The sequence below is a fragment of the Streptomyces sp. NBC_01537 genome, from assembly GCF_045040445.1.
GTDB lineage: Bacteria > Actinomycetota > Actinomycetes > Streptomycetales > Streptomycetaceae > Actinacidiphila.
Window position 1 is genome coordinate 1184560 of the sequence record NZ_CP109392.1, and the last position, 25806, is coordinate 1210365.

Annotated in this window: 23 protein-coding genes; 6 read left to right on the plus strand and 17 right to left on the minus strand. The window is 70.9% G+C overall.

Annotated features, from left to right (window positions below; all coding sequences use genetic code 11):
* Positions 1 to 62 precede the first annotated feature (62 nt).
* Positions 63 to 428 (plus strand): ATP-binding protein, encoded by a 366-nt coding sequence (locus tag OG607_RS05510; RefSeq protein WP_405719529.1) that lies wholly within the window; start codon positions 63 to 65, stop codon positions 426 to 428.
* Positions 429 to 440: 12 nt separating this feature from the next.
* On the opposite strand, the gene OG607_RS05515 is transcribed toward OG607_RS05510, so the two are convergent.
* On the minus strand, positions 441 to 1235 hold the full coding sequence (locus OG607_RS05515; protein ID WP_405719532.1) for an SGNH/GDSL hydrolase family protein: 795 nt from the start codon (positions 1233 to 1235) through the stop codon (positions 441 to 443).
* A 79-nt stretch (positions 1236 to 1314) separates the two neighbouring features.
* Positions 1315 to 3423, minus strand: coding sequence for an alpha-galactosidase (locus tag OG607_RS05520; RefSeq protein WP_405719535.1), 2109 nt, complete (start codon positions 3421 to 3423; stop codon positions 1315 to 1317).
* A 153-nt stretch (positions 3424 to 3576) separates the two neighbouring features.
* Between OG607_RS05520 and OG607_RS05525 the strand changes: the two genes are divergently transcribed.
* A complete protein-coding gene (locus OG607_RS05525; RefSeq protein WP_405719537.1) occupies positions 3577 to 4395 on the plus strand; it encodes a tyrosine-protein phosphatase in 819 nt (272 codons plus the stop codon).
* Between the two features lie 20 nt (positions 4396 to 4415).
* Here OG607_RS05525 and OG607_RS05530 read toward each other — a convergent pair whose 3' ends face one another.
* The 12 genes from OG607_RS05530 to hpnC form a co-directional block, all read right to left on the minus strand.
* Entirely contained in the window at positions 4416 to 4532 is a 117-nt protein-coding gene (locus OG607_RS05530) for a DUF6126 family protein (RefSeq protein ID WP_405719539.1), read from the minus strand.
* Positions 4529 to 5116, minus strand: coding sequence for a helix-turn-helix domain-containing protein (locus OG607_RS05535; protein WP_405719541.1), 588 nt, complete (start codon positions 5114 to 5116; stop codon positions 4529 to 4531). Before OG607_RS05535 ends, OG607_RS05530 begins: the two co-directional genes overlap by 4 nt.
* Positions 5117 to 5187: 71 nt before the next feature.
* The gene (locus OG607_RS05540) at positions 5188 to 6585 is read right to left on the minus strand and encodes an aspartate aminotransferase family protein (RefSeq protein ID WP_405719543.1); all 1398 of its coding nucleotides are present in this window, start codon (positions 6583 to 6585) and stop codon (positions 5188 to 5190) included.
* Positions 6586 to 6697: 112 nt separating this feature from the next.
* Positions 6698 to 8701, minus strand: a complete 2004-nt coding sequence (dxs, locus tag OG607_RS05545; protein ID WP_405719545.1) for a 1-deoxy-D-xylulose-5-phosphate synthase — start codon at positions 8699 to 8701, stop codon at positions 6698 to 6700.
* A 30-nt stretch (positions 8702 to 8731) separates the two neighbouring features.
* Positions 8732 to 9886 (minus strand): flavodoxin-dependent (E)-4-hydroxy-3-methylbut-2-enyl-diphosphate synthase, encoded by a 1155-nt coding sequence (ispG, locus tag OG607_RS05550; RefSeq protein ID WP_405719547.1) that lies wholly within the window; start codon positions 9884 to 9886, stop codon positions 8732 to 8734.
* 2 nt (positions 9887 to 9888) lie between these two features.
* Positions 9889 to 10914, minus strand: coding sequence for an adenosyl-hopene transferase HpnH (hpnH, locus tag OG607_RS05555; RefSeq protein ID WP_405719549.1), 1026 nt, complete (start codon positions 10912 to 10914; stop codon positions 9889 to 9891).
* A gap of 5 nt (positions 10915 to 10919) precedes the next feature.
* Complete coding sequence (locus OG607_RS05560; RefSeq protein ID WP_405719551.1) at positions 10920 to 11525, minus strand: 1-hydroxy-2-methyl-2-butenyl 4-diphosphate reductase; 606 nt, start codon at positions 11523 to 11525, stop codon at positions 10920 to 10922.
* Positions 11525 to 13549, minus strand: a complete 2025-nt coding sequence (shc, locus tag OG607_RS05565) for a squalene--hopene cyclase (protein WP_405719553.1) — start codon at positions 13547 to 13549, stop codon at positions 11525 to 11527. Before shc ends, OG607_RS05560 begins: the two co-directional genes overlap by 1 nt.
* 105 nt (positions 13550 to 13654) lie before the next feature.
* Positions 13655 to 14785, minus strand: coding sequence for a polyprenyl synthetase family protein (locus OG607_RS05570; protein WP_405719555.1), 1131 nt, complete (start codon positions 14783 to 14785; stop codon positions 13655 to 13657).
* On the minus strand, positions 14782 to 16206 hold the full coding sequence (gene hpnE / locus OG607_RS05575) for a hydroxysqualene dehydroxylase HpnE (protein ID WP_405719557.1): 1425 nt from the start codon (positions 16204 to 16206) through the stop codon (positions 14782 to 14784). The genes OG607_RS05570 and hpnE overlap by 4 nt, the downstream gene beginning before the upstream one ends.
* Before the next feature lie 241 nt (positions 16207 to 16447).
* Positions 16448 to 17374 (minus strand): presqualene diphosphate synthase HpnD, encoded by a 927-nt coding sequence (gene hpnD / locus OG607_RS05580; protein ID WP_405719559.1) that lies wholly within the window; start codon positions 17372 to 17374, stop codon positions 16448 to 16450.
* 7 nt (positions 17375 to 17381) lie between these two features.
* Positions 17382 to 18251 carry a squalene synthase HpnC gene (hpnC, locus tag OG607_RS05585; RefSeq protein WP_405736576.1) on the minus strand — a complete coding sequence of 290 codons (870 nt, stop codon included), beginning with the start codon at positions 18249 to 18251 and terminating at the stop codon, positions 17382 to 17384.
* 503 nt (positions 18252 to 18754) lie between these two features.
* Between hpnC and OG607_RS05590 the strand changes: the two genes are divergently transcribed.
* The 4 genes from OG607_RS05590 (at position 18755) to OG607_RS05605 (ending at position 22901) form a co-directional block, all read left to right on the plus strand.
* A complete protein-coding gene (locus OG607_RS05590; RefSeq protein WP_405719561.1) occupies positions 18755 to 20179 on the plus strand; it encodes an RICIN domain-containing protein in 1425 nt (474 codons plus the stop codon).
* 85 nt (positions 20180 to 20264) lie between these two features.
* A complete protein-coding gene (locus tag OG607_RS05595) occupies positions 20265 to 21254 on the plus strand; it encodes an ATP-binding cassette domain-containing protein (protein ID WP_405719563.1) in 990 nt (329 codons plus the stop codon).
* Positions 21251 to 22075, plus strand: coding sequence for an ABC-2 family transporter protein (locus OG607_RS05600; RefSeq protein ID WP_405719565.1), 825 nt, complete (start codon positions 21251 to 21253; stop codon positions 22073 to 22075). The genes OG607_RS05595 and OG607_RS05600 overlap by 4 nt, the downstream gene beginning before the upstream one ends.
* 4 nt (positions 22076 to 22079) lie before the next feature.
* Entirely contained in the window at positions 22080 to 22901 is an 822-nt protein-coding gene (locus tag OG607_RS05605) for an ABC transporter permease (RefSeq protein WP_405719567.1), read from the plus strand.
* 243 nt (positions 22902 to 23144) lie between these two features.
* On the opposite strand, the gene OG607_RS05610 is transcribed toward OG607_RS05605, so the two are convergent.
* The 3 genes from OG607_RS05610 to OG607_RS05620 all read right to left on the minus strand — a co-directional run bounded on the left by OG607_RS05610 (position 23145) and on the right by OG607_RS05620 (position 25781).
* Positions 23145 to 23936 (minus strand): ABC transporter ATP-binding protein, encoded by a 792-nt coding sequence (locus tag OG607_RS05610; RefSeq protein ID WP_405719569.1) that lies wholly within the window; start codon positions 23934 to 23936, stop codon positions 23145 to 23147.
* The gene (locus OG607_RS05615; protein WP_405719571.1) at positions 23929 to 24858 is read right to left on the minus strand and encodes an ABC transporter permease; all 930 of its coding nucleotides are present in this window, start codon (positions 24856 to 24858) and stop codon (positions 23929 to 23931) included. Before OG607_RS05615 ends, OG607_RS05610 begins: the two co-directional genes overlap by 8 nt.
* Before the next feature lie 77 nt (positions 24859 to 24935).
* Complete coding sequence (locus OG607_RS05620; protein ID WP_405736578.1) at positions 24936 to 25781, minus strand: glycosyltransferase family 2 protein; 846 nt, start codon at positions 25779 to 25781, stop codon at positions 24936 to 24938.
* Between the last annotated feature and the right edge of the window lie 25 nt (positions 25782 to 25806).

A 25806-nucleotide genomic window follows, 5' to 3' on the forward strand; every position in this document is an offset into this window, starting at 1 on the left:
GCGGCGTGGCTGCTTCCCAAGACGCTCTCCCCCTCCGGTTAGAGCGCCGTGGCGCCTTCGGGTTGCCCGCTCTCGGCGCCTCGGTCGCCGAGGCCCGGCGCCGTGTGCGCACGATCCTGCGGGAGTGGGAGGTGGCGGACGAGGTGCGGGACGACACCGAGATGGTGATCTCCGAGCTGTTCACCAACGCCGTGCGGCACACCGCCAGCGAACTCATCAGCTGCGAGCTGCGCCTGGCCGACGGCCGGGTGCACATCGAGGTCACCGACGAGGGCAACGGCCCCACAGAGCCCCAGCAGCGCACCGCCCATTGCGACGAGGAGGGCGGACGCGGACTGCTCCTGGTCGGCCTGCTGTCCCGGGCCTGGGGAGTACGGCCCCGCGGCATCGGACGGGGCCGCACGGTGTGGGCAGAGCTGACCCTGTGACCTGGTCCCGCTTCAGTCCAGCGGCAGCAGATCCGGGCGCTTGGCCTCCACGTTGTCGCCGGAGGACTCGCCGCGCAGGCGGCGTCCGATCCACGGCACCAGATACTCGCGCGCCCACTGGATGTTGTCCCGCCTGACCTCCCCGGGGGCCCGCGCCGGCAGCGGCGGCCACGCCTGGTCCGGATCGGCCGGCACATCCAGGCCGAGCACCTGGCCGGCCCGCAGCGCGACGCGCGTGTGCCCCTCGGGGGACAGGTGCAGCCGGTCGGCGTCCCAGGCACGGCGGTCCTGGACCGAGCGCAGCGACCACAGGTCGAGCACCGGGCAGCCGTGCCGGTCGGCGATGGCCCGGACGTGCAGGTTGTACGTGGCGATCTTGCCGCGCAGCAGGCCGAGCACCGGCGTGCCCCGGGTGTCGAAGCCGGTGGTGACCACGAGCGTGCCGACGGCGGCCTTGAGATCGACGACGGCGGCCTCGAAGCGCTCGGCGGCCGCGTCCGGGTCGCTGCCGGGCCGCAGGATGTCGTTGCCGCCCGCGCAGAAGGTCACCAGGTCCGGGGCGAGCTCCACGGCGCGCGGGACCTGCTCCGCGACGATCTGGTCGAGGAGCCGGCCCCGCACGGCGAGGTTGGCGTAGCGGAAGTCGTGCTCGGGCCTGCGGTCGGACAGCAGCACCGCCAGCCGGTCGGCCCAGCCCACGAAGTTCCCGTCGGGGCCGGGGTCGCCGACGCCCTCGGTGAAGCTGTCGCCGATCGCCGCGTACGACCCGATCGCTCCGGTTTTATTTGTTCTCGAATCGTCTCCCACGGGAGCACATCCTTCCCCTCGGCAAGTGACCTACGCCACCGTAACCAGGGGTTGACGTGCAGTGACTTATCCCACTCGGTCAGTTCCGCCGAAGGTGGAATACAGCGGCGTCAAGATCACCCTTCAGTCCGGTGCGCAGCCCGTGGTGCAGCAGCACCGCCCCCCGGTGGACCTCGCCGCTCTCCACGTCGGTGTACGTCGCCGCCGGGTCGAGCCCGCGCAGCCGCAGCGCGGGCTGGGGCTCGCCGTGCCGCTGGTGGCGCAGCCAGGCCAGCACCACGGTCTCGTCGCCGCGGACGTACTGGACGGCGCTGAGCTCCTCGCTCGGCGGCCGCAGCCGGTACTGCTCACCCTGCTGGACCAGGGGGCGGATCGCCTTGTAGCGGGCGATCCACTCCCGGGCCTCCTCGAGCTCGGCCTCATTCCACTTGACCAGGTCGCCGCCGATCCCGAGCACCCCGGCCATGGAGGACACGAAGCGGTACCGAAGCGAGCTGACCCGGCCGTTCAGCTGCTCATTGGGGCTGTCGGTGACCCAGGCGGACATCACCCGGGCCGGGTGGATCTGGCTGAAACCGTGCTGGATCGCCAGCCGGTCCAACGGGTCGGTGTTGTCGGAGGTCCACACCTCGTCGGTACGGGACAGGACACCCAGGTCGATCCGCGCGCCGCCGCCCGAGCAGGACTCGAAGGCGACCCCCGGGTGGGCCTCGCGCAGCCGGTCCAGCAGCGCGTACAGCCCGTGGACGTGGTCGACCCACATCCGCTGCGGATAGGCCTCGCCCGGCCAGCCGGCGTCGGTGAAGCAGCGGTTGAAGTCCCACTTCACATAGTCGATGGGGGCGCTGGTCAGCAGGGTGTCCAGCTGCTCCCACAGGTATTCGCGCACGTCCTCGCGGGCCAGGTTCAGGATCAGCTGGTTCCTGAACTCGGTGCGGCGGCGGCCCTGCTGGAACTGCACCCAGTCCGGGTGCGCGCGGTACAGGTCGCTGTCGGGGTTGACCATCTCCGGCTCGACCCAGATGCCGAACTGCATGCCCATCGCGTGCACGTCGTCGGCGAGCGGCTTCAGCCCGTTGGGGAAGCGGTCTGTGTTGGGCGTCCAGTCGCCGAGCCCGGCCTTGTCGCTGGTACGCGCCCCGAACCAGCCGTCGTCCACGACGAAGAGCTCCACGCCCAGGTCGGCGGCGCGGCGGGCCAGGGCGCGCTGCCCGGTCTCGCTGACCTCGAAGTAGGTGGCCTCCCAGGAGTTGTAGAGCACCGGCCGGGAGGTCGCGGCGTCCGGGATGACGTGCGCGAGCTGGTACGCGTGCCAGGCACGGCTGGACGCGCCGAAGCCGCCGTCCGTCCAGAGCCCCGCGAAGACCGGCGTGGTGTACGAGTCGCCGGGCTCGAGCAGCACCAGCCCGGCGTCGTCGTGCCCGGCGCCGCCGGTGGCCTGGACCCGTCCGTCGGGCAGCAGCTGCACGGCGATCCGCCAGGACCCGGACCAGGCGAGCGCGGCGGACCACACCTGGCCCTGCTCCTCCCCCGCGTCGCCGTCGTCCAGCGCGAACCACGGCAGGTGGGTGTGGCTGGTGTGGCCGCGCCGGCTGCCGATGACGTGCTCGCCGTGGCTCAGGTCGGTTCGGGCCAGCTGGCTCTCCGCGGCCCAGCGGCCGTGCAGGTGCGACAGCCGCCAGGCGTCCCGTACGGGCGGGCTCCAGGTGGCCGCGTCGGCCCGCAGCAGCTCCACGGGGGCGGCGTCGGGGGCTCCGGCGTGGGAGGCGGTGGTCCAGCGCTCGATGACGTCGGTGCCCGCACGGAGCCGGTAGTGGAGGGTGATGTCGAGGTGGTGGACGGAGTCGTGGAAGTGCAGCCGCAATTCCTCGCCGTCGGTCCCGGCGGCGATCTCGTACTCCTCGAAAGCCCACTCGGTGCCGCGTACTGCGTCCGTGCGCGCGATCAGCGCGGGCCGCACGAAGCGCGGACCGCCCTCGACGGGATACTCCTCCCGGCCGTCGAGCTGCGACTCGAAGCCGCGATAGGCCGTGAGCGGCTCGGCAGCGAGCGCCTCGGCGTCGGCGAGAGTGATCCGCGGCCCCCAGTGGAGGTGCAGCAGTTCGTCCCGCTCGGTGAGCCGCAGCGCGTAGCTGCTGCCGGTGCCCGAGAGCAGCCATACGCGGCCGTCCGCGCCTACATCAATCATCAAAATTCCCCTTTTCCAATCACGCTCGAACATCATCGGTGCGCACGGCGCGGATATCAATGACCAACGGAACACATACCACCTGGTACGGCACGAGAATGCTTGTCGTATGGTCGGGGCGGCAGGAGCCTGATCCGACCCAAAGGAGCGCCGGTGACCCAGCAGCCGCCGAAGACCAGCTCGACCGAGCCCGAGCTCACCGGCGTACGCAACTTCCGCGACGTCGGCGGACTCCCCACGGCCGACGGCCGGCGGGTACGGCACGGGCGGCTCTACCGCAGCGGTCACCTCGCGCACACCACCGAAAGCGACGCCGAGTTCCTGTCCTCGCTCGGCCTGCACACCGTCATCGACTTCCGCAACGCCTCCGACATCAAACTCGAAGGCCCCGACGTCGACCTGCCCGGCGTACGCAATGTCAACATGCCGCTGAGCGACCCCGCCTCCGGCGCCGAGTTCTGGGGCATCGTCCGGGGCGGCGACGTCGAGGCGCTGCGGGAGATCCTCGGCGACGGCAAGGCGGCCAAGCGGATGACCGACGCCTACGTACGGATCATCATGGACCGCACCCAGGAGCACGGGCGGATGCTGGACCTCCTCACCGAGGAGGAGTCCGTGCCGACCCTGCTGCACTGCGCCGCCGGCAAGGACCGGGCGGGCACCTCGATCGCGATCATCCTGCTCGCCCTCGGCGTCGAGCGCGAGGCCATCATGGCCGACTACCTCGCCAGCAATGCCGCCCACCGCCGCTACCGCGTCAAGCGCGCCGACGGCGCCGACCCGTCCGGACGGCCCGCGCCCGAGGTCATGGAGCTGCTCAGCCCGCTCTTCGACGCCCGCGCCGAGTACCTGGCCACCGCCTTCGACACGATCGAGGCCCACTGGGGCTCCGTGGACGCGTACCTCACCGAGGGCCTGGGCCTCACCCCGGCCCGCCGCGAGCGGCTGCGCGAGCTGTTCCTGGAGGACTGACGACCGGCCGGCGACAGGGGCTACTTGGCGCCGGCCAGGTGGAAGATCAGGAAGAAGAAGCCCGCGAAGAAGTGCACCCCCACGAGGTAGACGAAGGCCCGGACCTTGAACCCCATGGGGGCGTTTCGCTCCGTCACGACGGACTCCTTCCGAAGCACAGCTCACCCGCGGCGCTGCGCAGCAACGTATGGACGAACAGCAGCTCCACACCGGGGCGCGACGCCGCGGCGATGCGGTGCGGGGTGAGCGAGTCGAAGTGCGCACTGTCACCGGGCGGCAGCACATGCACCGCCTCGCCCAGGGTCAGCCGCAGCTCCCCCTTGAGCACGTACAGCCATTCCTCGCCCGGATGGACCCTCACCAGCCCCTCCTGCGGGCCGTGGCCGTACGGCACCTGGACCCGCAGCGGCTGCATCGCCCGCCCCGGTCCGCCTGCCTGCCAGTACGTCCACCCGCCGGCCTCCACGGGCTCCATCCGCGCCGCCCGCACCACCGGGTCCCGGTCCGCCGGGGTCTCCCCCAGCAGCTGGGATACCGTGGTGGCGTAGGCCCGCGCGAGGGCCAGCAGCATCGGCAGCGAGGGCTGCCGCTGCCCGGTCTCCAGCCGCGACAGATGCGCCGGCGACAGCCCCACCCGGGCGGCCGCCGCCTCCAGGGTCAGGCCGCTCTCACGGCGCAGCTCGCGCAGCCGCGGGGCGACGGCGGGCAGTGACTCGGTCATGTCTCAGGTATACGTAGGTGCGGCCTGGGAGGCAAAAGTTTTGCCTCCCAGGCAAAGACGCCTTTTCCGCGCTACCGGTTCGACACCGCCTGCTTCACCAGCGTCCTGCTGAACTCCCACATCAGGCTGCCGCCCGCATGCGCGTCGTCCATCACCGCCGTGAACGCCTCCACGAACCTGTCCACCTCCCGCTCCCCGATCACCAGCGGCGGGATCAGCTTGATCACCTCCATGTGGTCCCCCGACACCTGCGTCAGGATCCGGTGCCTCTGCAGCAGCGGCACCACCACCATCTGCGCGAACAGCCCCTTGCGCGCCGCCTGCAGCATCGTCCACCGGCCGCGCAGCCCCAGCGACTTCGGCCGCCCGAACTCGATCCCGATCATCAGGCCCCGCCCCCGCACCTCGTGCAGCAGCTCATACCGGTCGACGAGCGCCGCCAGGCGGGTGCGCAGCAGATCCCCGGTGCGGCGGGCGTTCGCCACGACCTGCTCGTCCTCCATCACGGACAGCGTCGCCAGACCCGCCGCCATCGCCTGCGCGTTCGCGCCGAAGCTCGCGGAATGGACCAGCACCCGGTCCATCGACGAATAGACCTTCTTGAAGATCCAGTCCTTGCCGAGGGTGGCCCCCACGGGGACATAGCCGCCCGACAGCGCCTTCGCGACACACACCAGGTCCGGCTCGACGCCCTCCTCGTGCTGGTAAGCAAAGAAGTCCCCGGTCCGCCCGATGCCCGTCTGCACCTCGTCCGCGATCAGCAGCGCCTTGTGCCGGTGCAGCAGCTCCTGGGCCGCGCGCAGATAGCCGGGCGGCGCGGCATGTACGCCCTTCCCCTGGATCGGCTCCACGATCAGCGCCGCGACATCGCCGCGCTTCAACTCCCGTTCCAGGGCCTCCAGATCGCCCAGCTCGACGGCGGTGTCGGGCAGGAGCGGGCTGAAGCCGTCGCGGAAGCCGTCCTCGCCGTTGACCGACAGCGAGCCGGTGGTCAGGCCGTGGAAGGCGTGCGAGCAGTACAGGACGCGGGGCTTCCCGGTCGCGTAACGGGCGAACTTCAGGGCCGTCTCCACGGCTTCCGTACCGCTGTTCCCGAAGAACACCCGGTCCAGGTGCGGGGTGTACGTCAGCAGCTTCTCCGCCAGCAGACCCGGCAGCGGCTGGCAGTCGAACCGGGTCAGGTCGGCCAGTCCCGCGTCCAGGACGTCGTGCAGCGCCTTCCGTACGACCGGGTGGTGCCGGCCCAGGCCCATCACCCCGAATCCGGCGAGCATGTCGAGGTAGTCGGCGCCCTCGCTGTCCCAGAAGTAGGCGCCCTCGGCGCGCTCGTAGACCTTGTCGAAGCCGATGGTGTGCAGCATGCGGGGCAGCTGGTGGTTCAGGTACTTCGTGTGCAGGTCGTAGCGCTCGGCGCCGCGCTCGGCCAGCAGCGTGGCGAGGTCAAACGGCTTCGGCTCCGCCGCTGTCATGGGCACCTACTCTTTCTGCGTCCCTCGCGGGCGCTTCGCTGGCTTCGGTCCGCTGCGCCGGCCTCCGGCCGTCGGACCGTGGGCGCCGCTCGCGCCCCGGCGCGGTGGGTGGCTACGGTTCGTTGGCGTCTGTGGGTCCGTGGCCGGTGGGCTCTCCCCCACCCCGCCCCTTCCCGAAACCATGGGCTCCGCCCCTGGACCCCGAACGCCCTTCGGGCGTGTCCTCAATCGCCGGACGGGCTGAAAAATCAGCCCGGGCGAGCGTCGCGCTGAGGCGCGCCGCGATCTCGGAGGGCGTGAGCCCGATGTCGGCGAGGATCTCGCCGCGCTTGGCGTGAGCCAGGAACCGCTGCGGGATGCCGAAATCCCGTACGGGGACGTCGACCTCGGCGTCGCGCAGGGCCTGGGCGACGGCCGAGCCGACGCCGCCGGCGCGGCCGTTGTCCTCGACGACGGCGACGAGGCGGTGCTCGGCCGCGAGTGGCGCGAGCGCGGGGTCGAGCGGCTTGACCCAGCGGGGGTCGACGACGGTGACGCCGGTGCCGCGTTCGCGCAGCAGCGCGGCGGCGGCGAGGCAGACGGGGGCGAGGGCGCCGACGGAGACGAGGAGGACATCGGGCCGGTCGCCGCGGGCGAGGACGTCGAGGCCGCCGATGCGGTCGAGGGCGGGGAGGGCGTCGCCGACGGTCTCCTTTGGGAAGCGGATGACGGTGGGGGCGTCGTCGACGGCGATCGCCTCGCGCAGCTGGGCGCGCAGCGCGTCCGCGTCGCGCGGGGCGGCGATCCGCAGGCCGGGGACGACCTGGAGGATGGACATGTCCCACATGCCGTTGTGGGAGGCCCCGTCGTCGCCGGTGACACCTGCCCGGTCCAGGACGAAGGTGACGCCGCACTTGTGCAGGGCGACATCCATCAGGACCTGGTCGAAGGCCCGGTTCAGGAAGGTCGCGTAGACCGCGACCACGGGATGCAGCCCGCCGGTGGCCAGGCCTGCCGCCGAGGTCGCGGCGTGCTGCTCGGCGATGCCGACGTCGTAGACCCGGTCGGGGAAGGCCCTGGCGAACTTGTCGAGCCCGACCGGCTGGAGCATCGCCGCCGTGATGGCGACGACATCCCTGCGCTCGGCCCCGAGCTTGAGCATCTCGTCGCCGAAGACGGCGGTCCACTTGGGCCCGTTGGACGGGGTGAGCGGCTCGCACGTCAGCGGGTCCATCGCGCCGACCGCGTGGAAGCGGTCGGCCTCGTCCTGCTCGGCGAAGGCGTAGCCGCGCCCCTTCTCCGTGAGGCAGTGGATGAGCACGGGCCCGCTGAAACGCTTGGCGCGCCGCAGGGCGGATTCCACGGCGGTGATGTCATGGCCGTCGATCGGGCCGACGTACTTCAGGCCGAGGTCCTCGAACATGCCCTGCGGGGCGAAGGCGTCCTTGAAGCCCTTCTTCGCGCCGTGCAGGGACTCGTAGAGCGGCTTGCCTATGACGGGGGTGTGCTGGAGCAGCTGTTTTCCCCAGGCGAGGAAGTGCTCGTAGCCGTCGGTCGTACGGAGGGTGGCCAGGTGGTTGGCGAGGCCGCCGATCGTGGGGGCGTAGGAGCGTTCGTTGTCGTTGACGACGATGATCAGGGGGCGGTCCTTGGCGGCGGCGATGTTGTTGAGCGCCTCCCAGGCCATGCCTCCGGTCAGCGCCCCGTCGCCGATGACGGCGACGACATGGTCGGCGCGGCCCAGCACCTGGTTGGCCTTGGCGAGGCCGTCGGCCCAGCCCAGGACGGTGGAGGCGTGGCTGTTCTCGATGACGTCGTGCTCGGACTCGGCGCGGGAGGGATAGCCGGACAGGCCGCCCTTGCCGCGGAGCTTGGAGAAGTCCTGACGGCCGGTCAGCAGCTTGTGTACGTAGGACTGGTGACCGGTGTCCCAGAGGATGCGGTCGGCCGGGGAGTCGAAGACCCGGTGCAGCGCGATCGTCAGTTCGACCACGCCGAGGTTGGGGCCCAGGTGGCCGCCGGTCCTGGCGACCGCGTGGACGAGGAATTGGCGGACTTCGTCGGCGAGTTCGGCCAGGCTTTCCTCGGGCAGCGCCTTCAGATCTCGCGGGCCTCGGATGTTATCGAGCATCGACACGTTCGGACCTCGTTCCCCCTGCCGGGATTTTCAGCTCACGCTGACCTGGGGCTCGCCGGAGGCGGCTCCCGCGGACTCCATTTCCTCGGCGATCTTCATCGCCTCTTCGATGAGCGTCTCGACGATCTTCGATTCCGGCACGGTCTTGATGACCTCGCCCTTGACGAAGATCTGCCCCTTGCCGTTGCCGGAGGCCACGCCCAGATCCGCCTCACGGGCCTCGCCGGGGCCGTTCACGACACACCCCATCACCGCGACCCGCAGCGGCACCTCCATGCCCTCCAGACCGGCGGTGACCTGGTCCGCGAGCTTGTAGACGTCGACCTGGGCCCTTCCGCACGACGGGCAGGAGACGATCTCCAGGCCGCGCTGCCTGAGGTTGAGGGACTCCAGGATCTGCAGGCCCACCTTGACCTCCTGCGCCGGCGGGGCCGACAGCGAGACGCGGATCGTGTCGCCGATGCCCTCGCTCAGCAGCGCGCCGAAGGCCACCGCCGACTTGATCGTGCCCTGGAAGGCCGGGCCCGCCTCGGTGACGCCGAGATGCAGCGGGTAGTCGCACTGGGCGGCCAGCTGCCGGTAGGCGTTGACCATCACCACCGGGTCGTTGTGCTTGACGGAGATCTTGATGTCGCGGAAGCCGTGCTCCTCGAACAGCGAGCACTCCCACAGCGCGGACTCCACCAGCGCCTCGGGCGTGGCCCTGCCGTACTTCTCCAGCAGCCGCCGGTCCAGGGAGCCGGCGTTGACGCCGATCCGGATCGGGGTGCCGGCCGCGGCGGCGGCCTTCGCGATCTCCTTGACCTTGTCGTCGAACTGCCGGATGTTGCCGGGGTTGACCCGGACCGCCGCGCAGCCCGCGTCGATCGCGGCGAAGACGTACTTCGGCTGGAAGTGGATGTCCGCGATCACCGGGATCTGCGACTTCTTCGCGATCGCCGGCAGCGCGTCCGCGTCGTCCTGCGACGGGCAGGCCACCCGCACGATCTGGCAGCCGGAGGCGGTCAGCTCGGCGATCTGCTGCAGCGTCGCGTTCACGTCCGCCGTCGGTGTGGTCGTCATCGACTGCACCGAGACGGGGGCGTCGCCGCCCACCGCCACCGGCCCGACATGGATCTGTCGGGACCGGCGGCGGGGGGAGAGCGTCACGGGGACTGCGGGGAGCCCCAGATCAACGGTGGCCATGGCTAGCCGGCCCGGTTCCCGTTGACCGTCTCTCGGACGGCCCGGATGGACTCCTTGAGGGAGCCCATGGTGGCCAGGACGGCGGTCGGCTCGTAGCCGCAGTGCGCCATGCAGTTGGCGCAGCGCGGGTCCTTGCCGCGGCCGTACTTGCTCCAGTCGGTCTCGTCGATGAGCTCCTTGTAGGTGGTCACGTACCCGTCGCTCATCAGGTAGCAGGGGCGCTGCCAGCCGAAGAGCGAGTAGTTGGGGATGGCCCACGCGGTGCAGGGGAAGTCGGCCTTGCCCTCCAGGAAGTCCAGGAAGAGCGGGGAGTGGTTCAGCCGCCACTTCCTGCGGTTGCCGCCCGCGAAGGCCTTCTTGAACAGCTCGCGGGTCTGCTCGACGCCGAGGAAGTGCTCCTGGTCGGGCGCCTTCTCGTAGGCGTACGCCGGGGAGATCATCATCTCGTCGACCTGGAGGTCGTCGTTGAGGAAGTTGAGCACCTCGATGATGGTCTGCGGGGTGTCGGTGTTGAAGAACGTCGAGTTGGTGGTGACCCGGAAGCCACGCCGCTTGGCCTCCTTGATGGCCTCCACGGCCTCGTCGAAGACGCCTTCCTTGGCGACCGACTCGTCATGCCGCTCGCGCAGGCCGTCGATGTGGACGGCGAAGGCGAAGTACGGCGAGGGCTTGAAGTCGGCGAGCTTCTTGCGCAGCAGCATGGCATTGGTGCAGAGGAAGACGTACTTCCTCCTCGCCACCAGCTGGCGCACGATCTCGTGGATCTGCGGGTGCATCAGCGGCTCGCCGCCGGCGATGGACACCATGGGCGCGCCGGACTCCAGCACGGCGCCGACGGCCTGGGCAACGGGCATGCGTTGCTTGAGCACACCCGCCGGATGCTGGATCTTTCCGCAGCCCTCGCACTTGAGGTTGCAGGCGAAAAGCGGCTCCAGCTCGACGATGAGCGGGAACTTCTCTCGCTTGCGAAGCTTTTGTTCCATCAGATAGGTCCCGACCCGGATGGTCTGACGAAGCGGCATGGCCATCTAGCTCACCTCCAGGGGAGCGCGTTAGAGCGGTGCCATTCGAGAAAGGCAGGAAGAAGATCCCTTAGCACGCGGAATGCGGTGATTCCGGTGCGCAGCGTGCCGACACGCACCAGTTCGTACTCAGGGGTGTCGACGATTACGCGAGCTGCCGCGACGGGGCGCGCGCCCTGGGCGAGGGCGGCGCGCATCATCGCGGCCGATTCCATGTCGACGGCGATGGCACCGGTGGCGCTCAGTGCTGCCCGCTCCGCCCCGCGTACGACGTGGTCCGACTGGGCGAGCAGGCCGATGCGCACGGTGTGCCCGGCCGCCTTGAGCACGGCGGCCAGGCTGTCGCTCTCCTCGGATCCCTGCGCGACCACCACGTCGCCCGGCCGTGTTCCGGGCGCAAGCCCGGCGCAGAAGCCGGTGGTGAGGACCGAGGCGTCCCGCAGTTCCGGGGCGCGCAGCGCGTCGGTGACGGCGCGCTCCGCGGCCTGCGCTCCCATGCCCGTACGGAGCACACTGACGCCGCCGGCGCCGTCCAGGTGACGGCGGCCGGCTCTCAGCGCGAACCGCTCGAAGCGCAGAGCGCAGACGATGAGCAGCGGTGGGCCGGACTGGCCCATCAGTCCCCCTTCCGTGGCCCGCCGAAGGGCTCGCCGTGCACATAGCGCCCGAGGGCTGTGAGCGGGAAGACCATCCGGTAGAGGTGGTAGTTGATGGAGAAGTCCCGGGGGAAGCCCGTGCCGGTGAACTGCGGCTCGTCCCAGGACCCGTCGTCCTTCTGCGTCTCGGCCAGCCAGCGCACCCCGCGTTCGACGGCCTGCCCGTCCCGTTCGCCGGCCGCCAGCAGGGCCAGCAGCGCCCAGGCGGTCTGCGAGGCGGTGGAGGCGCCGCGGCCGATCCATTCCTCGCTGGAGTACGAGCGCAGGTCCTCGCCCCAGCCGCCGTCCTCGTTCTGTACGGATTCCAGCCAGGTCACCGCCCGCCGGATCGCCGGGTGGCTCCCGGGCAGCCCGCAGGCGGTCAGCGCGGGGACGACCGAGCCGGTGCCGTAGATGTAGTTGACGCCCCAGCGGCCGAACCAGGCGCCGCTGGGCTCCTGTTCGGCGAGCAGCCAGTCGATGCCGCGCCGGGTGTGCTCGTCGTGCTCCAGGCCCAGCGCCGCCAGCATCTCGACGACATGGGCGGTGACATCGGCGGAGGGCGGGTCGATGACCTCGCCGAAGTCGCAGAAGGGCAGCCGGTTGGGGAAGGTGCTGGTGTTGTCGGCGTCGAAGGCGCCCCAGGCGCCGTTCTTGGACTGCATGCCGATGTTCCAGCGCACCCCGCGTTCCACCGCCGTCCGGAGCCGGGCCGGATCGGGGTGGTTGACGCGCAGCAGGGCGAGGACGACCTCGGCGGTGTCGTCGATGTCCGGGTAGTTGTCGTTGTGGAATTCGAAGGCCCAGCCGCCGGGCGGCAGTTGGGGGCGCTGGACGGCCCAGTCGCCGGTCTTGGTGATCTGTTCGTCGAGCATCCAGCCGGCCGCCCTGACCAGGGCCGGGTGGTCGGCGGGAAGGCCCGCGTCGGCGAGTGCGATGGTGGCCAGACAGGTGTCCCAGACCGGGGACTGACAGGCCTCGATCATCCGGGTGTCCTCGTCGGGCCACACGGCGAACCGGTCCAGGGAGTCCAGGCCGGCCTTGAGCACGGGGTGGTCGAGGGCGTAGCCGAGCAGGTTGAGGGCGATGACCGAGTAGACCGCCGGGGGCTGGATGCCGCCCCAGCAGCCGTCGTCCTCCTGGCGCTCGATGATCCAGCGGGCGCCGGCCTTGAGCGCGGCCCGGCGCAGCGGCCTGAGCTGGATCCTGCGGTAGCCGTGCAGGGCCCGGTCCAGCCGCTGGAAGAAGCCGTCCCAGCTGTTGAACGGCGGCCTGGGTCGCGGCGGGTTGGGCAGGAGCGGGTCGGTGTGCAGCTCGTCGAGGGCGAAGGGACCGGGGCGTACGGGGCGGTGAGCGGCGACGATGGTGAGCGGCACGATGGTCTGCCGGGCCCACTGGCCGAAGGAGTAGATGTTGAGCGGGACCCACTTGGGCAGGAAGATCAGCTCGGGCGGCAGCTCCGGCAGGTCCTCCCAGCGCCACCAGCCGAACAGTGCCAGCCAGATCCGGGTGAAGACCCTGGCGCGGGCGATGCCGCCCCGCTCGCGCACCCACGCCGAGGCCGAGGCCATCCACGGCGCCTCGGGCGTGTCGCCGGCCAGCCTGAGGGCCACATAGGCCTCCACGGTGGCCGACAGGTCACCGGGCCCGCCGTGGAAGGTGGGCCAGGCGCCGTCGTCACGCTGCTGCGAGCGGATCCAGCGGGCGGCGGCCGCGGTGGTCCGGTCGTCCTGGATGCCGAGGAACTGACGGAGCAGCAGATCCTCGGCGTCCATGGTGACGTTGGTCTCCAGGTCGCCCTTCCACCACCCGTCCGGGTGCTGACGGGCCAGCAGATGGTCGGCGGCGCGCCGGGCGGCGCGCTCCGCCGTCTGTCTGGTCGTACTACCGGTCGTCGTCGTGCTCGGCGTCGTGCTCGGCGTCGCGCTCGTCGTAGTAGTTGTCGTGCTGGCCGATGGTGTCCCGTGGGCACCAGCCCCGGGACTGCCGTCGGTCGTCGCTGTCATGGCTTCCCCTTTGCACAGTCGCTGACGTCTCTGCGGTGTTGGGGCTGCCGTCGGCCGCTACACGTTCACGGCCGGCGACGTACTGCGCTCCACTGCTTTCACTCTTTATTTCTCGCGAACCACCACAAAATCCGCCAGGCCCACGAGCTTACGGCGAACTTCATCCCGCATGTCCACTTTGTCGAGCGCGGCGATAGCGGTGGCGTACTGCCGACGGGCTTCCTGGGAGGTCCACTCCCGTCCGCCCGCCGCTTCGATCAACGCGGCTCTCGCCGCGAACTCTTCCTCGTCGAAGGACTCAATATCATTACGGTCCACCGAATCCGCGGCCTTCGCATCCGCTGCGAGCAGCTTCCCGAGCTTCTTCGAGGCTTTACCCCCGGCGGCAAGGGCCGCGACCACGGGGAGTGACTTCTTGCGCTGCTTCAGGTCACTCCACGGCACCTTGCCGGTGGCCGCCGGGTCCCCCCAGATGCCCAGCAGGTCGTCGATGGCCTGGAAGGACAGGCCCAGGTGGTAGCCGTACTCCTCCAGGGCGTCGGCGTCGGCCTCGGAGGCGCCACCGAGAACGGCGCCGATGGAGGCGGAGCAGGCGAGCAGGGCGCCGGTCTTGTTGCCCTCCATCTCCAGGCACTCCTCGACGGTGACCGTCTCGCGGTGCTCGAAGGAGATGTCCTGGGCCTGACCGTCGATCAGTTTGCGGGTCGCGGTGGTCAGCCGCCGGGTGGCCCGGCCGGCCTCCGCGGTGCCCTGCTCCAGCAGGATCTCGTTGGCGAGGGCGAACAGCGCGTCGCCGACCAGGATGGCCTGGGCGGGGCCGTGCACCTTCCAGACGGTGTCGCGGTGGCGGCGCTGCTCGTCACCGTCCATCAGGTCGTCGTGCAGAAGGGAGAAGTTGTGCACCAGCTCCACCGCGACCGCGCCGGGGATGCCGGTCTCGGGACCGGCGCCCGCCACCTCGGCGGACAGCAGGGCGAGCGCGGGGCGCACCGCCTTGCCGCCGTCGCCCGCGGACGGGTTCCCCTCGGCGTCGATCCACCCGAAGTGATAGGCGGCGACGGTGTCCATCGGGGGTGCCAGTCGGTCCACGGCCGCGCGCAGCACGGGCGTGGACATCGTGCGGCCGCGCTCCAGCAGTTCGGTCACGCTCGCCTTGTCGACGCCCGCGGTCGTCTGCTCCTTGGCAGCGGTCACTGTCTCTCCTTTGATTTCACTACCGGTGGTGCTGGTGCTCATGCCGGCTCCAGGCCTTCGATGTCGAAGGGTTGAGGGTCGAAGGGATGGGCCAGCGCGGTCAGAGCCGCGCGGGAGGCCTGCAAACCGCTGCGTACCGCGCTTTCCATGGTCGCGGGCCAGCCGGTGGCGGTCCACGCGCCCGCCACGTACACGCCGGGCGCACGGGTGCGCGGACCTGGGCGAAGTGCGCCGACGCCGGGGGTGGGGGCGAAGGTCGCCGTCCGCTCCCGGGTGACGAAGAAGTCCCGTACGGCCGCGCCGCGGGCGGCCGGGAGCAGTCGTTCCAGCTCGGGCAGATAGCGCTCGCGCAGCTCCGAGACCGGCAGGTCGATCTCGTCCGCGGCGGCGGACTGCGACAGCGCGATGTACTGGCCGTCGGCGGCGGCCATGCCGGAGTGCTCGGTGCGGTCGAAGACCCACTGCACCGGGCTGCCGATGGCCGCGAGGAACGGCTGCCGCATGACCTTGCGGTCGTAGACGACATGGACGTTGAGGATCGGCGCCGTGCCGATGCCCAGCAACGCCTCCGGGTCCGCCAGGGCGCCCTCCGGGAGCAGGTCGTACGTCTCGCGCTGCGGCACGGCCAGTACGACCGCGTCGGCGGTGATCCGCTCCCCCCGGCCGGGGCCGGTCTCGGCCTCGACCTCCCAGAGCCCACCGTCCTCACGCGCAACGCGCGTCACACGGGCCCGCAGCTCGGTTCGTACGCCCGCCTTGTCCAGCGCGGCGCGGGCCCGCTCGTCGTGCAGCTCGCCCAGCGGACGGGCGGCCCAGCCGATGTCGGCCGCCCCCGGGTCGGAGAGCAGCCCGGTCTTGAAGACCATGGCCGCGAGCCCGAGCGAGGCCTCGTCCGCGCTCGCGTTGAGGGTCGCGATGCCGACCAGGTCCCACAGCGCCTCGACCGTACGCGCCGACTGGCCCCGCTCGCGCAGCCAGCTCCCGAAGTCCACCGCGTCCAGCGCCGGATCCCGGGGGTCCAGCCCGCGCAGCGCGAGCGCCGCCCGGCCGACCGAGGCGCGCTCCTTCAGGGACAGATGCGGATACGTGGCGAGGCTGGCCGCCAGATGCAGCGGCACCGGCAGCGCGGCACGGCGCAGCCGCCCGAGCCGCAGGCCGTCGGCGTCCAGCACCGGCACGTCCAGCCGGTCCTGCAGGGTGACCAGGTCGGCGGCGCCGATCCGGTCCAGGAACCGGAGGTAGGCGACGCAGCAGCGCAGGAAGACATGCTGGCCGTTGTCGACCGTCAGCTCGCCCCGCTTGAAGGAGAACGCCAGCCCGCCCAGGCGCGGCCGGCCCTCAAGGAGCGTCACCCGCAGCCCCGCGTCCGCGAGGGCAAGCGCAGCGGTCGTCCCTGCCAACCCGCCCCCCACGACCACAGCGGCCGCCCCCGGGGGACGGCCTGCGGTTTCGTGCACGCTCATGCGCCCTCCCTACCCAGGCCTCTGGCCTGGGGAACCCCACTTTGCAATGACGCAACCCGCGCTCCCTTGGTTGCCCCGGCCCCGGATGCGGTGCCCACGGGGCGAGTGAGCCGAAGCGGAGCGGCCGCTGTCGAAAGGGAGAACGCGCGCAGTCCGCGAGGAACGAGCGGGCGAGCACGATCGACCGTCGACAGTGGCTGAGCGCAGCTGAGGCGAACCGAGCCCACAAGAAAAGGGGGCCTCACGCGCGCCCCCTGGCGACGCGGCGGGAGTCCAGGCCGGCGAGCCCGCGCGCGGCCACGTAGGCCTTCTCGTGACCCGGCAGCGACACGCGCCCGCGCAGCACCGCCTCTGGGTCCGCGGCGATCCGCTCCAGCAGCCGCCGGTAGATCCCGGCCATCGCGGCGACGCAGGCCCCGCTGCGCCGGTCGAGCATCGGCAGCAGCCGGTAGCCCGTGGCGAACAGCGCCCGGGCACGCCGGACTTCGAACTCCATCAGGCCGGTGAAGTCGGCGCCGGGCGGCGGAACCGCCTCCTGGAAGCCGGCCGAACAGCCGAACTTGGCCAGGTCGTTGGCGGGCAGATAGGTACGGCCGTTGGCCGCGTCCTCGCGAATATCGCGCAGGATGTTGGTGAGCTGGAGGGCCAGGCCGAGCGTGTCGGCGTACTCCGAGGCCCGCTCGGCCCCGGGCTCGTCGCGCGCAGTGCCGAACACGCCGAGGGAGAGCCGGCCGATGGCCCCGGCGACGCAGCGGCAGTAGGCGGCGAGGTCGTCCCAGGTCTCGTAGGTGTCGCCGCGCAGGTCCATCTGGACGCCGTCGATGAGCTCGTCGAGCCCGGTGAGCGGGATCGGGAAGCGCTCGGCGGCGTCGGCGAGGGCGACGGCGACCGGGTCGGTGTCGTCGTCAGCGACCTCGCCGGCGCGGACCCGGCCGAGGAGCGCGCGGGTCTCGTCGAGCCGCTCCTGCTTGACGGCAGGGGGGAGTTCGCCGTCGCCGATGTCGTCGACGCGACGGGAGAAGGCGTAGAGAGCGGACATGGCCTGCCGCTTGGCGAGCGGCAGAAGGCGGATGCCGTAGGCGAAGTTGCGGGCCTGAAGGCCGGTGACGGTCTCGCAGTAGCGGTAGGCCGCGAGCACCGCGCCGGACGTGTGGTCGGAGCCGTTCACTTACGGCTCACCCCTCTCTTCGCAATGTCGACCCCACCTCACGCAGCAGGCTGAACCTGGTGGCCCTGGGCGGTCCGGGCAGCACGTCGTAGCCCGCGTCCGCCACCGCCCCGAGGGCGGCTCGGCCTCCCCCCACGAAGCCGGCGAGCAGCAGTCTGAGTCTGCCGTGGACGCTACCCACCAGGGGGGTGCCTTCATTCAGCAGGTCACGGGCGCGTTCTGCTTCGTAAGCCACCAGCGCGCGCACCGGTGCGCCTGCGGTTGGTGCGGTGAGATCGGTTTCGGAGACGCCGAAGCGCTTCATGTCCTCGGCGGGCAGATAGATACGGTCGCGGCCGAGGTCCTCGGCCACGTCCTGGAGGTGCTCGACGATCTGCAGTGCGGTGCAGATAGCGTCGGAGCGGCGGATCCGCTCCGGGCTCGCGGTGCCGGTGATGCCGAGCACGAGCCGGCCGACCGGGTTGGCGGACAGCTCGCAGTAGGCCAGCAGGTCGTCGTACGTGGCGTAGCGGCGCACCTTCTGGTCCTGGCGGTTGGCCTCGATCAGGCCGAGGAAGGGCGCGGGGGTGAGCCCGCAGCGCCGTACGGTGGGGCGCAGGGCCGCCAGCAGGGGATGGCGCGGGACCTGGGGGCCGTCGGCGAAGACGCGCCGCAGGTCGGCCTCGAAGGCGTCGAGCATGGCGAGGCGGTCGTCGGCGGCGTCCTCCGGCAGCCCGAGGCGCAGCGCGTCGTCGCGGCCGCCGTTGGCGAGGTCGCCGTCGCCGATGTCGTCGACGAGGCGGGCGAAGCCGTAGACGGCCATGAGGTCGGCGCGCCAGGCGCGGGGTACGAAGAACGGCGCGACCGGGAAGTTCTCGCGCGCGGCCTTGTCGAGCACGGCGCGCGACTGCGCGTCTGAGGCGGCCGTCACCGGGTGCTTCCCGGCACGCGGGCGGCGGACGCACCGTGTCTTTGAGGGGTCCACTCAGCCATTGCCGTCACATCCCCCGTTCTACACCGCTTGGCCATAACACATGATTTCGGACACGCCGCTCGTTCGATCGACCGAACAGGTCTCCGGACGTATCACCCGAGAACCGGCGATTGAGTACCGCTCCAGCTTACGGCGCACAGGCACACCGGCGTGCGCCGGGGTACGGATGATCTCCGCAGATCGCTCCAACACCACAGTGGACACGAATCTTCCCCCGGGGCAACGGAATTCGGGGGGCGACGCCGGCGAATACCCCGGTGAACGCCCGGCAGTCTCCCTACGTAGTGTGAATCAGCTGTGAATCTCTCGGTATTCAAGCGGTACCGGTCAGTAACGGACTGTTATGAACCTCTTGCGACCGAACAGCCGAACAGCACACGCACACGCACACCGGGAGAGGAAGTCCGATGAGCCACGCCGACGCCGATGCGGCCGTCCAGCAGCACCGGCCCGCGGTGGAGGCCTACGCGCGGCTGTGCTGCCCGGACCCGGAAGCGGCCGCCGACCTGGTCATGGAGGCATTGACCCGCGCCGACACGGCGAGCATCTACTACGGTGCGCGGCCGGAGACCGCGTGGCTGCCGTTCCTGCTGGCCGAGGTGCGCCGGACGGCGGCCTCGTGGGCGGAGGAGGAGGGCACGTCGCGGGTCCTCGCCCCGGACTTCCGGCTCTGGTACCGCGAGCTGGCCTCGGTCTTCGGGGGGCCGGGGACGATGCGGCCGGCCGAGGAGGCCTCGCACGTGCTCCAGGCGTTCAACGCCCTGACGGACCGGGCCCGGTACGCCGTCTGGCACCAGGTGATCGAGGCGGAGCCGGACGCCGGGGGCGAGGCGGAGGGGGCGCTGGACTCGCTGCGCGACAGCTATCTGCGGCAGCTGACCGACCGGGCCCCGAGCCCGGAGTGCCACCACTACAGCCGGATGCTCGGGGCCGTCGTGCGCGGCACCAACCAGCGCACCAGCGAGGACCTGGAGGTCCATCTCGCGGTCTGCCCGGCCTGCTCCACCGGCTACGGCGACCTGATGCTGATCACCCGGCCCAGCCCGGCCCGCCGGATCGCGCTGGCCGGCCGGCTGCTGCTGTGGGGCCATGAGGCCTATCTGGCCGAGCGCGCCCGCACCCGCACGCTGCTGCCCGTGGTCGTTCCGGACGCGGAGCGGCGACGGCCGCCCAAGCGGCGGTTCCCGACAGCCGCCACGGCGCTGGTGGCGGTACTGGCGACGGCGGCCGCCGCAGGGGTGGCCGCCGCCATCGTGCCGTCCCTGACCACCGACAGCGGGTCCGGCGCCGCCGGGCCCCCGGGCGTACGCACCACCGCCTCGCGGAGCGTGTCCGGTTCCGGCTCCCCGTCGTCGGCGAGCGCGAGCCCCTCCCCCACCGAGACCCCGTCGAGCGCCACCGGGGCCGCGACGATCGCCCTCCGGAGCTCGGCGACCAAGCAGTGCCTCCAGATAGCCGGCGGCTCGGCCCTGCTGAGCACCAAGCCGGCCCCGGCCGCCTGCGACTCCTCCACCGCACAGCAGTGGCTGGTGCTCGATGTCGAGGGCGACGCGGTCAAACTGCGCAACGCCGCCAGCAGCCTGTGCCTGGACATCGACGGCAACCGGACGAAGGACGCCGCCATCCTCCAACGCCCGTGTGCCATCGGCGACCAGGACCAGATGTGGCTGCTCAAGGTCTACAAGCGCTCTGGCTATGTCGTCGCGGTGTGCAAGACCAACGCCGCGCTGCAGCTCGGCCTCAACGGCACGGGGAAGACCGGCTCCGTCGTGCTCGTCGGCACCGGCGACGGGGCGGTCGGACGATTCGCCCTCGACAACGGGCTGAAGTGACCGGACGAAACGCCGGGCGACAGCCAGTGAGACGGTCGGAGAAATCGCTTGCCGGGCCCCCTCGCGGCACGCCAGGCTCGACCGCATGCGTGCCGCCATCGAAGCCCGAGGGCTGACCAAGACCTTCAGCACCACGAAACGCCAACCGGGCCTGCGCGGCACACTGCGCTCGCTGGTCGCACCCCAACGGGTGTCCAAGACCGCGGTCGAGGACGTGTCCTTCACCGTCGCCACCGGCGAACTCGTCGCACTGCTCGGCCCGAACGGGGCCGGGAAGTCGACCACCATCAAGATGCTCACCGGCATCCTCACCCCCACCTCCGGGGAGGCCTCGGTCGTCGGCACCGTGCCCTACCGCGAGCGGGAGCGCAACGCCCGTAACATCGGGGCGGTCTTCGGCCAGCGCTCACAGCTGTGGTGGGACCTGCCGGCCCGCGAGTCCTTCACGATCCTGCGTGACATCTACGGCGTCGGCGAGGCCGAACACGCCGAGCGACTACGGGAGTTCGACGACCTGCTGGAGCTGTCCTCGTTCTGGGACACCCGGATCCGCCATCTCTCGCTGGGCCAGCGGGTGCGCTGCGACCTGGCCGCCGCCCTGCTGCACGACCCGCCGGTGGTCTTCCTCGACGAGCCGACCATCGGCATGGACGTCGTCGTCAAGGAGCAGGTCCGGCGCTTCCTGCGCCACCAGGTCGAGGAGCGCGGCCGCACCGTGCTGCTCACCACCCACGACATGACGGAGGTCGAGCGGCTCGCCGAGCGCGTCGTCCTGATCAACCACGGCCGGATCGTGCTCGACGGCACGCTGGACGAGATCCGGCAGCGCTTCGGCGGCGGCTGGCGGGTCCACGCCACCGTCGTCGGGGAGAACCGCGTGGCGTGCCCCGAGGGGCTGCGGATCCTGCACGAGGAGGGCCCCCGGCTGGTCTTCGGTCCTGAGCGCGGGAGCGGGCTCACGCCGCACCAGGCGCTCAAGCGGATCATCGAGTGCTACGACGTCGCGGACATCGCCGTCGAGGAGAGCGACCTGGAAGACGTCATGCGCACCGCCTATCTGCGAGAGGTAGCATGACCGCCACCGCCGCCGAAGCCCCTCTCCCCCGCGCCTGGCGGACCGCGCGGATCACCCCGCTCGCCGAGGTCCTCGCCCCCGGCCGGATCGCCGCCACCGCCGTACGCCTGGGCCTGCAGGTCTTCCTGGTCACCTGCCTGTGGCGGGCGCTGTACGCCAACACCCACAGCAGCGCCGGCCTGGTGAAGGAACAGGCCGTCAGCTACGCGGTGCTCGCCGCCCTGGCCGTCCGCATCCGCGGCCTGGACAGGGCCGCCGGCCGCGACATGATGATCCAGCACATCCAGTACGGCACGATCGTCTACTGGTTCCTGCGCCCGGTCCCGCCGCAGCGCTACTACCTCTACCGCGCGCTCGGCGACCAGGCGTACGGATTCGCCTGGGCCGGCGCCGCGTACGTGCTCTGCCGCCTCACCGGCGTACTGGAGCCGCCCGCCTCGGCCGGTGCGGGGGCCGCCTTCGCGGTGAGCCTGCTGCTGGGCCAGATCGTCCTGTACTACCTGACGCTGCTGATCGATCTGCTCTGCTTCTGGACGATCCAGAACAACTCGGCGTTGCTGATCCTGCTGTTCGCGCAGAATCTGCTCTCCGGCGCCTATGCCCCGCTGTGGTTCTTCCCCGGCTGGTTCGTGGCGATGAGCGCGGTCCTGCCGTTCCAGTCCACCCTCAATGTCCCGCTGTCGCTCTACATCGGCCGCATCCCGCTGTCCGACCTGCCCGCGCAACTCGCCGTCCAGGCCGTCTGGGTGCTGCTGCTCGCCCTGCTCACCCGGCTGCTGTGGCGCAGGGCCGCGGCCCGCGTCGTCTCCCAGGGAGGGTGACCGCATGGATTCCGTGAACAGGTTCTTCGCCGCCTGGCGGGTGGCCCGGCGGATCATCGCCCTGACCTTCCGGGCCCGGCTGGAGTACCGCGCCGAGTTCCTGATGAACGTCGGCATCGGCATCGTCTGGCAGGTGTCGATCATCGTCTTCGCCACGGTGCTGCTCGGCCGCTTCCCCGGGATGGGCGGCTGGCCCAGCGACGCGGTGCTTCTGATCGCGGCGATGCGGATGCTCAGCCACGGGCTGTTCGTGCTGTGCTTCGGCCGCGTCTACTTCCTCTCCCAGTTCGTCCAGGAGGGGCTGGTCGACGGCTTCCTGCTGCGGCCGATGCCGGTCCACCGGCAGGTGCAGCTCGCGTACTTCCCCACCAACGCGATCGGCGACCTGCTGGTGGGCGTGTCCATGTTCACCGGCGCGGTGTGGAGCATCGACCTGGACTGGACACTGCCCCGGATCGGCTATGTCATCGCCGGGCTGCTGGGCGGGATGCTCATGGAGGCCGCGATCTTCACCGCGCTCTCCAGCCTCCACCTGCGCTTCCCCGCCGCCCAGGCCTGGAGCATCTGGACCGAGGAACTGCTGGCCACCTTCGGCAACTACCCGCTGAAGATCCTGCCCGGGGTGATCAGCGGCGCCTTCACGTTCCTGCTGCCGCTGGCCTTCATCGCCTACTTCCCCGCCGCCGTTCTGACCGGCCACACCACGGGACTCGGCGTCCCCGGCGCGGTCGCCGCGGCCGCGCCCCTGATCGCGCTCGCGGCGTACGTCGCGTCCCGCTACCTGTGGAACTGGAGCCTGCGGCACTACACCGGTGTCAACGGCTAAGCGCTCCGCGCGAAGTCCGGTGCCCAACCTTCGGCCCGTGGTGGGCTGGTCGCGCAGTTCCCCGCGCCCCTTATGGGTCCCGTCGGCCGACGGTCACCCCGCAACCTTCGGCCGACCCAGGCGATTGAGCCAAAGCGGAGCGGCCGCTGTCGAAAAGGAGAACGCGCGCAGGTCGTGAGGAACGAACGACCGAGCACGATCGACTGTCGACAGTGGCTGAGCGCAGCGGAGGCGAAATCGCCTCTATTTAGAAGTGAACTCCTCGTACGCGGCGAGGACGTCCTCCGTGAGGCCGTCCATGCGCAGCTCGCCCTTCTCCAGCCACAGGACGCGGTCGCAGGTGTCCCGGATGGAGCTGTTGCTGTGGCTGACGAGGAAGACCGTGCCGGCCTCCTTGCGCAGCTCGCGGATCCTCGCTTCGGAGCGCTTGCGGAAGCGGCCGTCGCCGGTGGCGAGGGCCTCGTCGATCATCAGGACGTCGTGGGTCTTGGCGGCGGCGATGGAGAAGCGCAGCCGCGCCGCCATGCCGGAGGAGTACGTCCGCATGGGGAGCGAGATGAAGTCGCCCTTGTCGTTGATACCGGAGAAGTCGACGATGTCCTGGTAGCGCTCGCGGATCTCGTCCTGGGTCATGCCCATCGCGAGGCCGCCGAGGATGACGTTGCGCTCGCCGGTGAGGTCGTTCATCAGGGCGGCGTTGACGCCGAGCAGCGAGGGCTGGCCCTCGGTGTAGACCTTGCCGCTCTCGGGCGGCAGCAGGCCCGCGATGGCCCGCAGCAGGGTCGACTTGCCGGAGCCGTTGGAGCCGATGAGGCCGATGGCCTCACCGCGGTAGGCGGTGAAGCTGACTCCGCGCACCGCGTGCACCTTGCGGACGTTGGGGTTGTCCTTGCGGGTGACGATGCGGGAGAGGGCGGAGACCGCGCTGCCCTTGCTGGTTCCGGCGCCGTGGACGCGGTAGACGATGTGCACGTCGTCCGCGATGACGGTGGGGATCTTCTCGCCGGTGTTCCCGGTGTTCGTCGACTCAGCCACGGCCGTACTGCTCCTCTGCCTTCCAGAAGTACACGAATCCTCCGACACCCGCGACGACCGCCCAGATCACGGCCAGGGGCCAGACATGCGAGGGCAGCTGGGCGGCGGTGAAGCTGTCGATGAGGGCGAAGCGCATCAGGTCGATGTAGACGGCCGCCGGGTTCACATCGAGCAGCACCTTGACGATGTACGGGGCGCCGGCGGTGACGTGGCTGATGCTGTACATGACACCGGACATGTACATCCAGGTGCGCAGGATGAACGGCATCAGCTGCGAGAGGTCGGTCATCTTGCTGCCCAGGCGGGCCACGATCATGGCCAGGCCCGCGTTGAAGACGCTCTGCAGCAGCAGCGCGGGGACGGCGAGCAGCCAGGACAGCGCCGGGACCTCGCCGGTCATCAGGATGATGGCGAGGAGCACCAGCATCGACATCAGCAGCTGCTGAAGCTGGACCAGGGTCATGGCGATCGGCATCGACGCCCTGGGGAAGTGCAGCGCCCGCACGAGCCCCAGGTTGCCGGAGATCGCCTTGGTGCCGGCGAGCACCGAGGACTGGGTGAAGGTGAAGATGAAGATGCCGGTGACCAGGAAGGCGATGAAGTTGTCGATGCCCCGGTCGGTGCCGAGCAGGAGGCCGAAGATGAGGTAGTAGACCGCCGCGTTGAGCAGCGGGGTCATGACCTGCCACAGCTGGCCGAGCCTGGCCGTCGTGTACTGCGCGTGCACCTTGGCCCGGGCGAAGGCGGAGATGAAGTGCCGCCGCGCCCACAGCTGCCGTACGTACTCGCCCAGGCGGGGGCGGGCCCCGCTCACGGCGAGGCCGTACTTGGCCGCCAGCTCGGCCGGCGGCAGTCCGCCGGAGGCCGAGTGCGCCGGAGGGGCGCCGACGGCTACCGCGCCGTCGTGGGTTGTCTCACTCACAGTTGACACTTTCATCCTCTGGGTGACGTGACCGGGGCCGTTGGCCCGGTGCGCGCCGTGCTCTCTGATCGAGCTTGTCAGATGATCGGGGGTCGTCCCAATCGGGTGAGGCGCCACACCGTACGCCACTTCATGGGCCGGCGGGGCCCGCACTCAGTGGTCAGGCCCTCCCGGAAACCGCCGAACCAGGCCTTGAGGGCTGGGCCCGAGGGGCGGCGCAGCAGGGTCAGCAGCAGCCAGCTGCCGAGGTAGGCCGGGACCAGGGGCCAGGGCAGGTTCCGGCGGGCCAGCCACACCCGGTTGCGGGCCACCATGCGGTGGTAGACCGCGTGCCGGCTGGGGGCGGTCAGCGGGTGGTACAGGACCATGTCCGAGCGGTAGTCGATCAGCCAGCCGGCGTCGAGCGCCCGCCAGGCCAGGTCGGTCTCCTCGTGGGCGTAGAAGAACTCCGCGGGGAGGCCGCCGACCTGCTCGATCACCTTGGTGCGGACCGCGCTCGCGCCGCCGAGGAAGGTGGTGACGCGCGAGGAGCGCATCGGGTCGGCCGCGCGCAGCCGCGGCACGTGCCGGCGCTGGGTGGTGCCGGTCTCCGGGTCGGCGATCCGGAAGCTGATGATGCCCAGCTGCGGGTCGGCGGCGAAGGCCTCGCGGACCAGCTCGCCGGTGTCCGCGTTGGGCAGCAGCCCGTCGTCGTCCAGGAACAGCAGGACGTCGACGTCGGAGCCGCCGGGGCCGAAGGCCTCTATGCCGACGTTGCGGCCGCCGGGGATGCCCAGGTTCTCGGGCAGCTCCACCGCGCGCACACCGTCCGGCAGCTCGGGCAGCGGGGAGCCGTTGCCGACCACTGCTATCTCGATCGCGGGCCCGTGCTGCTTCGCGACCGAGTCCAGCAGATCCTGGAGCTCCTGGGGGCGGGTGCCCATGGTGATGATCACCGCCCCGAGCCTC

Excerpts from the sequence above, each read along its gene's own strand:
- OG607_RS05520 (WP_405719535.1), bottom strand. The coding sequence starts at position 3,423 with ATGATTGATGTAGGCGCGGACGGCCGCGTATGGCTGCTCTCGGGCACC.
- OG607_RS05535 (WP_405719541.1), bottom strand. The coding sequence starts at position 5,116 with ATGACCGAGTCACTGCCCGCCGTCGCCCCGCGGCTGCGCGAGCTGCGC.
- OG607_RS05540 (WP_405719543.1), bottom strand. The coding sequence starts at position 6,585 with ATGACAGCGGCGGAGCCGAAGCCGTTTGACCTCGCCACGCTGCTGGCC.
- ispG (WP_405719547.1), bottom strand. The coding sequence starts at position 9,886 with ATGGCCACCGTTGATCTGGGGCTCCCCGCAGTCCCCGTGACGCTCTCC.
- hpnH (WP_405719549.1), bottom strand. The coding sequence starts at position 10,914 with ATGGCCATGCCGCTTCGTCAGACCATCCGGGTCGGGACCTATCTGATG.
- OG607_RS05560 (WP_405719551.1), bottom strand. The coding sequence starts at position 11,525 with ATGGGCCAGTCCGGCCCACCGCTGCTCATCGTCTGCGCTCTGCGCTTC.
- shc (WP_405719553.1), bottom strand. The coding sequence starts at position 13,549 with ATGACAGCGACGACCGACGGCAGTCCCGGGGCTGGTGCCCACGGGACA.
- OG607_RS05570 (WP_405719555.1), bottom strand. The coding sequence starts at position 14,785 with ATGAGCACCAGCACCACCGGTAGTGAAATCAAAGGAGAGACAGTGACC.
- hpnE (WP_405719557.1), bottom strand. The coding sequence starts at position 16,206 with ATGAGCGTGCACGAAACCGCAGGCCGTCCCCCGGGGGCGGCCGCTGTG.
- OG607_RS05590 (WP_405719561.1), top strand. The coding sequence starts at position 18,755 with ATGAGCCACGCCGACGCCGATGCGGCCGTCCAGCAGCACCGGCCCGCG.
- OG607_RS05595 (WP_405719563.1), top strand. The coding sequence starts at position 20,265 with ATGCGTGCCGCCATCGAAGCCCGAGGGCTGACCAAGACCTTCAGCACC.
- OG607_RS05600 (WP_405719565.1), top strand. The coding sequence starts at position 21,251 with ATGACCGCCACCGCCGCCGAAGCCCCTCTCCCCCGCGCCTGGCGGACC.
- OG607_RS05605 (WP_405719567.1), top strand. The coding sequence starts at position 22,080 with ATGGATTCCGTGAACAGGTTCTTCGCCGCCTGGCGGGTGGCCCGGCGG.
- OG607_RS05620 (WP_405736578.1), bottom strand. The coding sequence starts at position 25,781 with ATGGGCACCCGCCCCCAGGAGCTCCAGGATCTGCTGGACTCGGTCGCG.